Source organism: Brevundimonas sp., assembly GCF_046293315.1.
Classification (GTDB): domain Bacteria; phylum Pseudomonadota; class Alphaproteobacteria; order Caulobacterales; family Caulobacteraceae; genus Brevundimonas.
On sequence record NZ_JBKBPF010000005.1, the window covers coordinates 1 to 12,672 of the forward strand.

Below are 12,672 nucleotides of genomic sequence, written 5' to 3' on the forward strand. Positions count from 1 at the left end.
TTCATGACCCAGGCCGAGCTGGACGCCATCGTCGAGCGCACCCGCAAGGGCGGCGGCGAGATCGTGGCCCTGCTGAAGACCGGCTCGGCCTTCTACGCCCCGGCCGAGAGCGCCATCGCCATGGCCCGGTCCTATCTGAAGGACCAGAAGCGCGTCCTGCCGATCGCCGCCTGGCTGTCGGGCGAGTACGGCGTCTCGGACATGTATGTGGGCGTGCCCGCCCTGATCGGCGCGAACGGGGTGGAAAAGATCATCAAGTTCGACACCAACGATGAGGAAAAGGCCATGTTCAGGACCTCGGTCGACTCGGTGAAGGGCCTGATCAAGGCCTGCCAGGACATCGACGGCTCCCTGGCCTGAGACACTGAAAAAGGGGCGGCCTCGGCCGCCCCTTCTGCTTTCCGGCGCGTGGTGCGCCCTTTCGGACATGAGGTCCGGAGACATCCTTCATGACACGTGCGCTTCGGGGTTTGCGGCTTTGGCTGGGGTCTCTCAGCACGCCGCGACTGCTGTTCCTCGGCTATGGCGTCTACATGCTGGCGGGCTGGGCGCTGTTGTCCCTGCCGCTGGCCCAGAGTGAGCCGGTCAGGCTGATCGACAGCCTGTTCATCGCCGTCTCGGCGGTATCGACCACAGGACTGGTGTCTATTGATCCGGGCGGGGCCTTCAACCTGTTCGGCGAGATCGTGATCCTGGCCCTGATCCAGGCGGGGGGTCTGGGCTATATGACGCTGGGCTCCATCGCGGCCCTGGCGCTGAAGCGAAAGCTGAGCCTGGCCCAGCAGCACGCCGCCATCGGCGCCTTCGGCCTGCCCGCCGATTTCGACCTGCGGCGGTTCCTGCGCGAGATCGGCGCGTTCGTGCTGTGCGTGGAGGCGGCCGGCGCGGTGCTGCTCTGGATCCTGTTCGCGCGGGCGGGCGTGGAGAACGCCCTTTGGGCCGGAATCTTTCACAGCGTGTCGGCCTTCTGCACCGCCGGGTTCAGCCTGTTCGCCAACAGCCTCGAGGACTTCCGCGCCGACACGGCGGTCAATCTGGTTGTGGCGGCGCTGGCCTATCTGGGGGCCATCGGCTTTCTGGTCTTCGCCGACGTCTGGGAGAATGTTCGCGGGCGGCGGCGGGCGCTGGGTTTCGTCAGCCGGGTCATCCTCGTGACGACGCTTGCGTTCTCGGTCTTCGGCGCCGTGCTGCTGTACGTGCTGGAGCCCAGCATCACCGCCCTGCCCGGCGACGAGCGCGCCCTGGCCGCCTTCTTCCAGGCCATGACCGCCACCACCACCGTCGGCTTCAACACCGTGCCCATGGGGCCGCTTGCGGTGGGCTCGGTGATGGTGATGTATCTGCTGATGATGTTCGGGGCGTCGCCGGCCGGCACCGGCGGCGGGCTGAAATCCACTACCCTGGCGACCCTCGTCGCGCTGGTGTTCGCCACCCTCCGGGGCCGGACCCAGGTCCGGGTGCTGGGCCATGCTGTGCCGCCGGAGCGCATCCAGTTGGCGGCGGCGTCGATCTCGTTCTACGTGCTGGTGCTGTTCGTGGCGGTGTTCGGGCTGGTCTGGGTGGAGGACGCCCCGCTGGAAGCGCTGGCGTTCGAGGCGATCTCGGCCATCGGCACCGTGGGGCTGTCCACCGGCGTCACCGGCGGCCTGACGGATGCGGGCAAGGCGGCGATCATCACCCTGATGTTCATGGGCCGGGTGGGCGTCCTGACCTTTGGGCTGGCGCTGGCGGCCAACGTCCGGCGCGGCGCCGGCGAGCGGGCCGGACCGGACGACCTGATCTACTGAGAGGCGCCCGCAGGCGGGTCCAGATAACCCACGTGGACGGCGAAGGCGTTCAGGAAGCTGCGCCAGAGGTCCACGTGGTCGCCCAGATGGTCCATGGGCGCGCCCTGGGTCGGGATCACGTCGTACTGGACGATGGCCGAGCCTTCGGCGCCGGCCTCGAAATAGGCCTTGAGGAAGCGCCGGTCGCGGTTCCAGCTGTTGACGGTGTCGCTGGTAATGTCGGGGTTGGTGAAACCGGCGCCGAACTGAAGGCTGTCGCAACCGTCGGCCTCGCAGCCGTAGAAGAACAGCAGCCAGGTCAGGGCTCCGTCCGGCACGCGGATGAAGGGGTCCTCGCCCTCGATGACCAGCTCAGGCGTCAGGTTCCGGCTGGACAACCAGCCGGACACGGCCTGCGGGGTCACCTGGGCCGAGGCGGCGCCGGCGGATACGGCCAGAGACAGACCCAGAGACAGGGCCGCCCCGACGGCGGCCAGATGGAACATGCGCATGAAACCTCCCGATGCTGGCGGTACTCTAGCCTTGTCGTCGCGCCGGGGAAAAGGGGCCGTCAGGCGGCGTCGGCCTGCTCCAGCCAGTCGGCGCCGGACATCTGGTTCAGGCGCGAGACGGTGCGCTCGAACTCGAAGGCGCCGACGCCCTCGGGATACAGGGCCTCGGGCGCCGCTTCGGCCAGCACCACCAGCCGGGTGCGGGCCTCGTAGAGGGCGTCGATCAGGGTGACGAGGCGACGCGCCTCCTGCGCGCTGTCCGGGCCCAGCACCGGCACGCCGTCCAGAAACAGGGTGTGGAACCGCCTGGCCATGGCCAGATAGTCGGACGCGCCCAGCGGCCGGGCGCACAGCTCGGCGAAGGTCGCGCGCGCCAGCCCGCCTGCGGTGCGCTCGATCACCACGTCGCGGCCCGCCACCGACAGATGGGCGGGCTCCTCGGGCTCATCGCCCTTCAATTCGTCCCAGAAGCCGTCGAACTCGGCGCGGGCCTCGTCATCCAGCGGCGACAGCCAGGCCCGGTGGGCCTTCATCCGGTCCAGCCGCCAGTCGCGCCCGCCGGCCATCTGCACCACCGCGCAGCGATCCTGGATCATGTGGATGAAGGGCTCGAACAGCGGGCGGTTGATGCCGTTGAGGTACAGGTCGTCGGGCGCCCGGTTGGAGGTGATGGCCAGCACCACCCGGTGCTCGAACAGGGCCTCGAACAGCCGGCCCAGGATCATGGCGTCGGCGATGTCGGTGACCTGCAGCTCGTCGAAGCACAGCAGGCGCGCCTCCGAGGCGATCAGTGCGGCGGTGGGGGCGATGGGGTCGTCGCCTTTCCATTGGCCGAAGACCGCCTTGCGCTGGGCCGCGTCGCCCTCGCGCCACTGGCGGATCAGGTCATGGACCCGGGCCATGAAGGCGTGGAAGTGGGCGCGGGTCTTTCTGGGCTCCGGCGCCTCGGCGTAGAACAGGTCCATCAGCAGGGACTTGCCCCGGCCCGGCGGCCCCCAGAGATACAGCCCCTTGACCCGGGGCGGCTTGCGGAACAGCCGCCCTCCCTTGTCCAGATCGCGCTCCAGCCGGCTGAGGGCCGCGATGGCGGTTTCCTGGGCGGGGTCAGCGGTCAGCGCGCCGGACTGGAGGCGGCGGTCATAGGCGGCGCGGGTCAGGGAAGGCATGGAAATGCGCTTAAAGGCTCAAATCGGGGCTGCAAAGCGATTGCTTCGCGGGTGCGAAGGACTAAATGCAATGGGCATGCGCGTCCGCGCGCAGACCTCCCCCTTCGAGACAGGACCGAGATCATGGGCTATCGCGTCGCCATCGTTGGCGCCACCGGCAATGTGGGCCGGGAAATGCTGTCCATCCTGGAAGAGCTGAACTTCCCGGTGGATGAACTGCACGCCCTGGCCTCGCGCAAATCCAAGGGGATCGAGGTCGCCTTCGGCGAGAAGACCGTCCGCTGCCAGGACATCGAGCAGTTCGATTTCTCCACGGTGGATCTGGTGCTGATGTCGGCGGGCGGCGCGGTGTCGCGGGAATGGTCCGAGAAGATCGGCAAGGCCGGCCCCATCGTGATCGACAACTCCTCGGCCTTCCGCAAGGACCCGGACGTGCCGCTGGTGGTGCCCGAGGTGAACCCGGACCACATCAAGCTGGCGACGAAGAAGAACATCGTGGCCAACCCCAACTGCTCCACCGCCCAGCTGGTGGTGGCGCTGAAGCCCCTGCATGACGCGGCGAAGATCAAGCGCGCGGTGGTGTCGACCTATCAGTCCGTGTCCGGCGCGGGCAAGGAGGGCATGGACGAGCTTTGGAACCAGACCAAGGCCATCTACGGCCTGGGCGACGCCACGCCGAAGAAGTTCCCCAAGCAGATCGCGTTCAACGTACTGCCCTTCATCGGCGAGTTCCGCGACGACGGCTACACCGACGAGGAAGCCAAGATGTGGGATGAGACCCACAAGATGCTGGACCCCGACATCAAGCTGACCGTCACCTGCGTGCGGGTGCCGGTGTTCGTGGGCCACTCCGAGGCCGTAACGCTGGAGTTCGAGCGCCCCATCGCGGTGGAGGAGGCCCGGGCCATCCTGCGCGACGCGCCCGGGATCATGGTGATCGATAAGCACGAGGACGACGGCTACATCACCCCGGTGGACGCCGCCGGGGAGCACGCGGTGTTCGTCTCGCGCATCCGCAAGGACCACACGGTCGAGCACGGCCTGAGCCTGTGGGTGGTGTCGGACAACCTGCGCAAGGGCGCGGCCCTGAACGCCGTGCAGATCGCCCAGTTGCTGGACGAACAGGGCATGCTGAAGACCGCCAGCGGATACCGCACCCTGACCGTGGGATAAGGACCTCGCCATGACCGGCCAACCGGCGGGCGGCGATGACTCCGCCCGCGCGGCCCTGATCGCCGGGGTCGCCTGTTATGTGCTGTGGGGCCTGTCCCCGCTGGTCTATCAGCCCATGGGCCGCATCGGCGCGGACGCGGGCGAGATCATGGGCCACCGGGCCGTGTGGGGCGTGCTGCTCGCGGCGGGACTGGTGTGGCTGGCGGGACAGTCGGATCAGGTGCGCCGGGTGCTGCGCAATCCGCGCACGCTCATGTGGCTGACCCTGTCCACCGCCCTGATCGCGGTCAACTGGTTCATCTTCGTCTGGGCCGTGAACAACGGGCGGACGCTGGAGACCAGCCTCGGCTACTATCTCAATCCCCTGTTCAACATGGCGCTGGGGGCCTGGCTGTTCCGCGAGCGGATCAGCCGGCTGGGCTATGCAGCCATTGCGCTGGCGGCCATGGGGGTGGTGCTGCAGGGGGTGGCCATCGGCGGCCTGCCCTATGTGTCGCTGGCCCTGGCCGTGTCGTTCGCGGCCTACGGGGTGATCAGGAAGCGGGTGCAGGCGGACGCCCAGACCGGGCTGCTGGTGGAGTGCCTGATCATGGCCCCGTTCGGACTGGCCTGGCTGATCTGGCTGAACCATCAGGGGCTGGGGCATTTCACCGACAGCCCGGTCGCCGCCTTCTGGCTGTTCCTGGCCGGACCCATGACGGTGGCGCCGCTGGTGCTGTTTTCGTGGGCCGCGCGGCGCATGCCCCTGTCGACCATCGGCTTCATCCAGTTCATCGCCCCGACCCTCAGCTTCATCATCGGGGTGTCGCAGGGCGAGCCGTTCAACCTGACCCGGCTGGTCAGCTTCGCCTTCATCTGGGGCGGGGCGGCGGTGTTCCTGGCCGCGGCCATGCACCGGGCGCACGCCGCGCGCCGGGCCCTGAAGGACGCCGCCGGGCCGGCTTAAAGAGCCGCGTACAGCGCCTCGAACAGGCGCAGGGCGCGCGGATCGCCGATCAGGTGCGGCGACTGGCGGGTCATGACATAGGCCGCCGAGAGGTTGGTGGTCGCGTCCGCCATGGCGCACGAGCCGCCCCACCCGCAGTGGCCCAGGGTCTTCGGATCGGGGCCGAAGATGTCGAGGCCCTCGTTGCGCATCCAGCCCGCCGCCCAGCGGATGGTGAAGGGCAGGACGCGGTCGGGGCCGTGGATCCGTTCGCGGGTGGCCTCGGCCAGGGTCTCCGGGGACAGGATGATCTTGCCGTCCAGTTTTCCGCCGTTGGCCAGCACGCCCATCAGGCGGGCCAGGGCGTCGGCGCGGGCGTGCATGTTGGCCGACGGGATCTCCATCTTGCGCCACTCGGTCGAGCCGCGCCCGCCGGGGGCCGAGCCCCGGTCCAGGAAGGCGGCCTTCTTGACGGCGTCGATGGTCCCCAGATCGGGGGCGGCCGAGGGCTTCCTCAGCTGGGCCACGCGATCGTGCTGGTCCTCGGGCAGGCCGATCCACAGGTCGAGATCGAAGGGCCGGGCGAAGTCCTCGCGCAACGCCGCGCCCATGCTCCGCCCGTCCAGCCGCCGGAACACCTCGCCCGCCAGATAGCCGATGGTGATGGGGTGGTAGCCGGACGCCGTGCCCGGTTCCCAGAGGGGCTCCTGGGCGGCCAATCGGTCCAGCACCGCCCCGGGCTCGAACCAGACCGACGGGTCGACGGTCTCATCGAAGCCCGCCAGCCCCGCCTGATGGCTCATCAGCTGGCCCAGGGTGATCTTGTCCTTGCCCGCCTGGCCGAAGGCGGGCCAGATCCCGGCCACCGGCGTGTCGTAGGTGGTCAGACCCCGCTCCACGAGGGTGGCGATCATCAGGCTCATGACCACCTTGCCGGTGGAGAAGACCGGGACCAGCGACCGGTCGGTGAAGGGCGTGGTTTTCGCGGCGTCGGCGTGGCCAGCCCACAAATCGATGACCGTCTCCCCGCCGATGCAGACGGAGAAGCGGGCGGCCAGTTCGTCGAGCCCCTCGGGGGCCTCGGTGAAATTGGCGGCGAAGGCGTCTTTCACGCCGGAGAAGCGGGCGGGGCACTGGCCGTGAATGTCGATCATAGGGTCTCAATAGCATCCGGGCGTCGTGGTTTCAGACGCCGGGGCGGAAAAAACGGGGTCTGAATTGTCTGAAATCGGCGGCATGGGTTTCTGTCGAGTTCGTCCGGCACACACCCGGCCGCCCCCTCCACCACCCCGGCTGAGTCGCCGGGGCGGTCCCCCTCCCCATGGATGGGGAGGAGAAGCGGAGTTCGCGCTCAAGCAGCGAGCGTCCGCGACGCGAGCGTTAGCGCCCAAAATTCGCTCAAGCAGCGAGGCCCCGCGGGCCGAGCTTAGCGCCCTAACTATACAGGAGGCGGCCCGGCCAGGATGTCGCGCTTGCCGGCGTGGTTGGCGGGGCTGACCACGCCTTCCTGCTCCATCTTCTCGATCAGGGAGGCGGCGCGGTTGTAGCCGATCTGCAGACGGCGCTGGATGTAGGAGGTGGACGCCTTGCGGTCGCGGGTGACCACGGCCACCGCGCGGTCGTAGAGGTCATCGCCGGAACTGCTGTTGCCGCCGAACTCGCCCGAGCTCTCGTCCTCGTCGCCGCCCTCGGTGATCAGGTCCAGATACTCCGGCTCGGCCTGTTCGCGCAGGTGCTGGGCCACCTGCTCCACTTCCTGATCGGTCACGAAGGGGCCGTGCAGGCGGGTGATGCGGCCGCCGCCGGCCATGTAGAGCATGTCGCCCTGACCCAGCAGCTGTTCGCCGCCCTGTTCGCCCAGGATGGTGCGGCTGTCGATCTTGGAGGTGACCTGGAAGCTGATCCGGGTGGGGAAATTGGCCTTGATGGTGCCGGTGATCACGTCCACCGACGGGCGCTGGGTGGCCATGATCAGGTGGATGCCGGCGGCGCGGGCCATCTGGGCCAGGCGCTGGACCGCGCCCTCCACGTCCTTGCCCGCCACCAGCATCAGGTCGGCCATCTCGTCCATGACCACCACCAGATAGGGCATGTGCTCGGGACGGATCTTCTCGGATTCATAGACCGGGCGGCCCTGATCATCGAAGCCGGTCTGGACCGTGCGCTCGAAATGCTCGCCCTTGGCCAGGGCCTCGCGGGCCCGTTCATTGTAGCTGGCGATGTTGCGCACGCCGAGTTTGGACATGCGCCGATAGCGGTCCTCCATCTCGCGCACGGTCCACTTCAGGGCCACGACCGCCTTCTTGGGGTCGGTGACCACCGGGGTCAGCAGGTGCGGGATGCCGTCATAGACGCTGAGCTCCAGCATCTTGGGGTCGATCATGATGAAGCGGCACTGTTCGGGCGACAGCCGGTACAGGATCGACAGGATCATGGCGTTGACCCCCACCGACTTGCCCGAGCCGGTGGTGCCCGCGATCAGCAGGTGGGGCATGCGCGCCAGATCGGCCACATAGGGCTCGCCGCCGATGGTCTCCCCAAGGGCCAGCGGCAGCAGGTGCCCGGGCTTGGCGTATTCGGTGGAGGCCAGCAGGTCGCGCAGATAGACGGTCTCGCGCTTGGCGTTGGGCAGTTCGATGCCGATGGCGTTGCGGCCCTGGACCACGCTGACGCGACAGGCGCGGGCGGACATGGAGCGGGCGATGTCATCGGACAGACCCACCACCCGGGCGTGCTTCACCCCGGGAGCCGGCGCCAGTTCATAGAGGGTGACCACCGGGCCGGGGCGGATCTGGTCGATGACGCCCTTGACCCCGAACTCGGCCAGCACGCTCTCCAGCATCTGGGCGTTCTGCTTCAGGGACTCCTCGTCGACAGCGGCGACGCGGGTCTTGGGCTTGGACAGGAAGCCCAGCGGGGGCAGCTCGAAGCCCTCGGTGCGGGCGAACTCGAAGGCGCCCTGCATCTCGTTCTGCTCGCGGCCCGACGGGCGCGGCGCCTTGACGCCCGCCACCTTGGGCGCGCGCGGGGCGGGCGTGGGTTCTTCCCACGGGGGCGAGGGCTCGGCCGGGTCGTCGTCGATCTCGGGCTCGGGCGCCACGGCGCGGGGGCGCACATTCGCGGCGTTCGGGGCGGCGGCCTTCGGGGCCGCGCGGGCCTTGCGGACCCCCTTTGGCACGGGACGGGCGACGCGGACCTCGGTCAGGTCGCGCCAGCGCAGGCCCAGGGTCCAGGCCAGAAGCGTCACGGCCGCGATCGCCAGCAGGACGCCCGCAAAGGGGGCGGCGAAAGGGATGCCCGCAAAGCCGAACAGGCTCGTCGGCGCCCACAGCAGGGCGTCGCCCCACAGGCCGCCGAGGCCCGCCGCCAGCGGCCAGATGGCCGGAATGACCAGGGCCGCCAGGGCGCCGGCCAGCAGCAGCACACCCAGCACGGCGGCCAGGGCCTTGAGCGGGGTCGGGCGCAGGCGGGTCTGCACCACCTCGCCCAGGGCCGCCGACAGGCCGAAGGCCAGCATCAACAGGACGGCGGGCCAGGCGGCCACGCCCAGCGACTGATAGAGCAGGTCGGCGAACACCGCCCCGTTGGACCCCATCCAGTTGGTGGGGGCGACAGAGGCGGCCGCGTTCAGGCTGGGGTCGGCCGGATTCCACGACACCAGCGAGGCCAGCAGCAGGGTCGCCGCAATGGCCAGGAAGCCGCCCCGGAAACGCACGGCGATGGGCGCGCCCCACAGGATGCGGGCGCCGTCATAAACGCGGGTTCCGATGGCGAGGGCCGCGGACATGGGCGGGCTCCGGTAGGGCTACAGACAACTGCGCCGATCATCGGCCCTTCAGGGTTAAGCCCGCGTTTACCAGCCCCTGCGACGGCGCCGCCTCTGGACGCGGCCGCAGGGGGGCGCGACAAGGGTTGCATGAGCCAGGACGACCTTACCGATCTCGACGTCATCGTCGCCGGCGCGGGCATGGCCGGGGCGACCTTTGCGCTGGCCGCCGCCAGCGCCGGGCTGAAGCCGGTGCTGGTGGACCCGTTCCCGTTCGACGAGCAACTGGCGCCCAGCTTTGACGGGCGCTCGACGGCGGTGGCCTGGTCCAGCTTCCGCATGCTGAAGGCGCTGGGTGTGGGCGCGGCGCTGGAGCCGCACGCCTGCCGCATGGACCGCATTCTGGTGACCGACGGAACCCGCCCGGGCGCAGCCTCGCACCGGGCCCTGCCCGCCTTCCTGCGCTTTGACGCCGACGAGATCGGCGAACGCACGGGCGGCGAGCCGCTGGGCTACATGATCGAGAACCGCCATATCCGCGCGGCCCTGGCCGGGGCGGTGCGCGCGGCCGGGGTGCCGGTGCTGGCGCCCGCCGCCGTGGAGGTGGTGCGGCTGGAGGAATTCGCGGCCCACGCGGTGCTGAAGGACGGCCGCACCCTGAGCGCCCCGGTGATCGTCGGGGCCGAGGGGCGCAGGTCGGTGGTGCGCGAGGCGGCCGGGATCGGGACCACCGGCTGGACCTACGGCCAGAGCGGGGTGGTGGCCACGGTCCGCATGGAGCGCGACCATGGCAATGTGGCCCATGAATATTTCCTGCCGTCCGGCCCGTTCGCCATCCTGCCCCTGACCGACAGCCGCGCCAGTCTGGTGTGGACCGAGACCACGCGCCGGGGCGAAGCCCTGCGCGACGCCTCGGACGAGGCGTTCCTGAGCCATCTGAACCGGCGTTTCGGCGAGTTTCTGGGCGAAGTCACGGTGGAGGGGCCGCGCTTCGTCTATCCCCTGTCGCTGTCGCTGGCCGAGCGCATCGTGGCCCCGCGCGCGGCCTTGATCGGCGATGCGGCCCACGGGGTGCACCCGGTGGCGGGCCAGGGGCTGAACATGGGGCTGAAGGACGTGGCCGCCCTGGTCGAGGTGATGGCCGAGGCCGCCCGGCTGGGCGAGGACATCGGATCGCTGGGGGTGCTGGAGCGCTACGCCCGCTGGCGCCGGTTCGACAATGCGGCCCTCGCGGCCGGGTTCGACGGTTTCGTGCGGCTGTTCTCAAACGATGATCCGCTGACGCGTCTGGCGCGCGGCGTGGGCATGGCGGCGGTCAACCGCATCGCCCCCCTGCGTCGGGCCTTCATGACAGAGGCGGGCGGCGGGGCCGGGGATCTGCCGAGGCTGCTGCGCGGCGAGGCGGTCTAAGACCCCCCATGCCGCGGATTAATCTAGTCCAGCGCGCGGGCTTCTTCGGCCAGCATGATCGGCACGCCGTCGCGGATAGGGAAAGCCAGTTTTGCGCCCTTGCTAATCAGCTCGCCGGCCGCCCGGTCATAGGTCAGTCGACCGCGCGTGACCGGGCACACCAGCACTTCCAGCAGGCGGGGATCGACGGTGGTCGGGGTGTTGAAATGCTCGGTCATTCTTTAGTGCCCTAACGCTCGCGTCGCGGACGCTCGCTGCTTGAGGGGGTTTCTTCCCTTTCTGCCCTATCGCTCGCGTCGCGGACGCTCGCTGCTTGAGGGCGCTGGAGCCGTGGGTGTTCGCATGAGCGTGCCTGCTTCGAGGAAGCACGGACGATGTCGACTATTGCATGGTGGGTGGTTCGTCGTCACCGGGTTCGGCGGCGTCGATGCGCAGGAGGGCCGTCAGGCAGGCGAAGCGGTCGCCCAGGGTCAGGGCCTCGATCAGGGCCTGTTTCTCGGGGGCCTCGAACGGCAGAGCCATGGACAGGCTGTTGACCAGGGCTTCGGGCGGGGCGTCGCGCGCCGCGTCCCAGTCGATGTCCAGCCCGCGCGGGTTCAGATAGCCCTGAAGCGCCGAGAGCAGGTCGTCGCGGTCGAACGCCTCGGCCTCGTCCGGCGCCGTCAGGTCGAGGGCGAACGGGGCAAAGTCGGCGCGGGCCTGACGATAGGGCGTCTGGACCGGCAGTTCGGCCAGCACCCGGAACCGGGCCACGCCGGTGAGGGTGATCAGATAACGGCCGTCGGTGGTCTCGGCGAAGCTGGTGATGCGTCCGGCGCAGCCCACCGGCGACAGGGCCGGCAGGGCGTCGGGTCCGCCCGACGGCTGGATCATGCCGAGCATTCGGTCGCCGGCCATGGCGTCGTCGATCATGTTCAGATAGCGCGGCTCGAAGATGTTCAGGGGCAGCTGGCCGCGCGGCAGGACGATGGCCCCCGCCAGCGGGAACACCGGGATCACCTGGGGCAGGTCCGCAATCTTGATGTAGCTGTGGGCCATCGATCAGGCGAACAGGATGGAGGACAGACGGCGACGACCGTCGCGGGCGATCTCGGAGTTGGAACCGGCCGCCTCGAAGATGGTCAGCAGCTGTTTGCGCGCCGCCTGCTCGTTCCAGTCGCGGTCGGCGGCGACGATCTTGAGCAGGTGATCCACCGCCGGCTCGAGCTGGCCGGCGGCGGCCTGGGCCAGGGCCAGATCGAAGCGGGCCTGATGGTCGTTCGGGTCGGCGGCGACCCTGGCTTCCTGCTCCGAGGTCAAGGCGACGGGCGCGCCGGCGCCCAGCGACAGCTGGGCTCGCACGCTGTTGACCGTGGGCTCCTTCGAGGGATCGGGCGCCATGGCGATGGTCTGGCGCGCCTGATCCGCGTCGCCGTCGGCCAGATAGACCCGGGCCATGCCGGCGATGGCCTTTTCATTCTTCGGGTCCAGCTGCAGCGCCTGGGCGAAGGCCTGGGCCGCGCCGCCCAGATCGTTCAGGCCCAGCGATTCCTCGCCCATGGACAGGATCTGGTCCAGGTCGGACGCACCGGAGGATTCGCCCGTCAGGCGCTCGATGAAGGCGGTGATCTGGCTTTCGGGGATGGCGCCCTGGAAGCCGTCGATCGGCTGGCCGTCCTTGAAGGCGTAGACCGTGGGAATGGACTGCACGCGCAACTGCCCGGCGAAGGCGGGGTTGGTGTCCACGTCGATCTTGACCAGCTTCACCTTGCCCCTGGCGGCGCGCACGGCCTTTTCGATGGCGGGGGTCAGGGTCCGGCAGGGGCCGCACCAGGGCGCCCAGAAGTCGACGATCACGGGCTGAACTTTCGACGCCTCGACCACATCGGTCATGAATTCGGCGTCGGAGCCGTCCTTGACGGGATCGGGGGTGTTGGCGGCGAACGGGTCGGCGAAGGTCATCAGTGTCGTTTCC

At 69.3% G+C, this 12,672-nt stretch carries 11 protein-coding genes and 1 pseudogene; 5 read left to right on the forward strand and 7 right to left on the reverse strand.

The genetic code is table 11. The annotated features are described in order from the left end of the window. A pseudogene (locus ACK4SE_RS05570) lies at positions 1-360 on the forward strand (malate dehydrogenase); the annotation flags it as partial. Between the two features lie 89 nt (positions 361-449). Next, positions 450-1,787, forward strand: a complete 1,338-nt coding sequence (locus tag ACK4SE_RS05575) for a TrkH family potassium uptake protein (RefSeq protein ID WP_409689691.1) — start codon at positions 450-452, stop codon at positions 1,785-1,787. Here ACK4SE_RS05575 and ACK4SE_RS05580 read toward each other — a convergent pair. Together ACK4SE_RS05580 and zapE are read right to left on the reverse strand one after the other, a co-directional pair. After that, the gene (locus ACK4SE_RS05580; RefSeq protein ID WP_409689694.1) at positions 1,781-2,278 is read right to left on the reverse strand and encodes a YbjN domain-containing protein; all 498 of its coding nucleotides are present in this window, start codon (positions 2,276-2,278) and stop codon (positions 1,781-1,783) included. The genes ACK4SE_RS05575 and ACK4SE_RS05580 overlap by 7 nt on opposite strands. 59 nt (positions 2,279-2,337) lie before the next feature. Further along, positions 2,338-3,444 (reverse strand): cell division protein ZapE, encoded by a 1,107-nt coding sequence (zapE, locus tag ACK4SE_RS05585; RefSeq protein WP_409689697.1) that lies wholly within the window; start codon positions 3,442-3,444, stop codon positions 2,338-2,340. Positions 3,445-3,567: 123 nt separating this feature from the next. Here zapE and ACK4SE_RS05590 point away from each other — a divergent pair, with 123 nt between their 5' ends. Both ACK4SE_RS05590 and rarD read left to right on the forward strand, forming a co-directional pair. Continuing rightward, positions 3,568-4,617, forward strand: a complete 1,050-nt coding sequence (locus ACK4SE_RS05590) for an aspartate-semialdehyde dehydrogenase (RefSeq protein ID WP_409689700.1) — start codon at positions 3,568-3,570, stop codon at positions 4,615-4,617. Between the two features lie 10 nt (positions 4,618-4,627). After that, positions 4,628-5,563, forward strand: coding sequence for an EamA family transporter RarD (gene rarD / locus ACK4SE_RS05595; RefSeq protein ID WP_409689703.1), 936 nt, complete (start codon positions 4,628-4,630; stop codon positions 5,561-5,563). On the opposite strand, the gene ACK4SE_RS05600 is transcribed toward rarD, so the two are convergent. Next, on the reverse strand, positions 5,560-6,696 hold the full coding sequence (locus ACK4SE_RS05600; RefSeq protein ID WP_409689706.1) for a serine hydrolase domain-containing protein: 1,137 nt from the start codon (positions 6,694-6,696) through the stop codon (positions 5,560-5,562). The two genes, rarD and ACK4SE_RS05600, sit on opposite strands and share 4 nt — an antisense overlap. A gap of 284 nt (positions 6,697-6,980) precedes the next feature. After that, positions 6,981-9,329 carry a DNA translocase FtsK 4TM domain-containing protein gene (locus ACK4SE_RS05605; protein WP_409689709.1) on the reverse strand — a complete coding sequence of 783 codons (2,349 nt, stop codon included), beginning with the start codon at positions 9,327-9,329 and terminating at the stop codon, positions 6,981-6,983. A gap of 129 nt (positions 9,330-9,458) precedes the next feature. On the opposite strand from ACK4SE_RS05605, the gene ACK4SE_RS05610 reads away from it, so the two are divergent. Continuing rightward, a complete protein-coding gene (locus ACK4SE_RS05610) occupies positions 9,459-10,718 on the forward strand; it encodes a UbiH/UbiF/VisC/COQ6 family ubiquinone biosynthesis hydroxylase (RefSeq protein WP_409689712.1) in 1,260 nt (419 codons plus the stop codon). A 23-nt stretch (positions 10,719-10,741) separates the two neighbouring features. Here ACK4SE_RS05610 and ACK4SE_RS05615 read toward each other — a convergent pair whose 3' ends face one another. From ACK4SE_RS05615 to trxA, 3 genes are all read right to left on the reverse strand, one after another. Then, positions 10,742-10,936, reverse strand: a complete 195-nt coding sequence (locus ACK4SE_RS05615) for a Trm112 family protein (protein WP_409689715.1) — start codon at positions 10,934-10,936, stop codon at positions 10,742-10,744. 163 nt (positions 10,937-11,099) lie between these two features. Continuing rightward, a complete protein-coding gene (locus tag ACK4SE_RS05620) occupies positions 11,100-11,756 on the reverse strand; it encodes an LON peptidase substrate-binding domain-containing protein (RefSeq protein ID WP_409689718.1) in 657 nt (218 codons plus the stop codon). 3 nt (positions 11,757-11,759) lie between these two features. Next, positions 11,760-12,659, reverse strand: a complete 900-nt coding sequence (gene trxA / locus ACK4SE_RS05625; RefSeq protein ID WP_409689721.1) for a thioredoxin — start codon at positions 12,657-12,659, stop codon at positions 11,760-11,762. Positions 12,660-12,672: the final 13 nt, after the last annotated feature.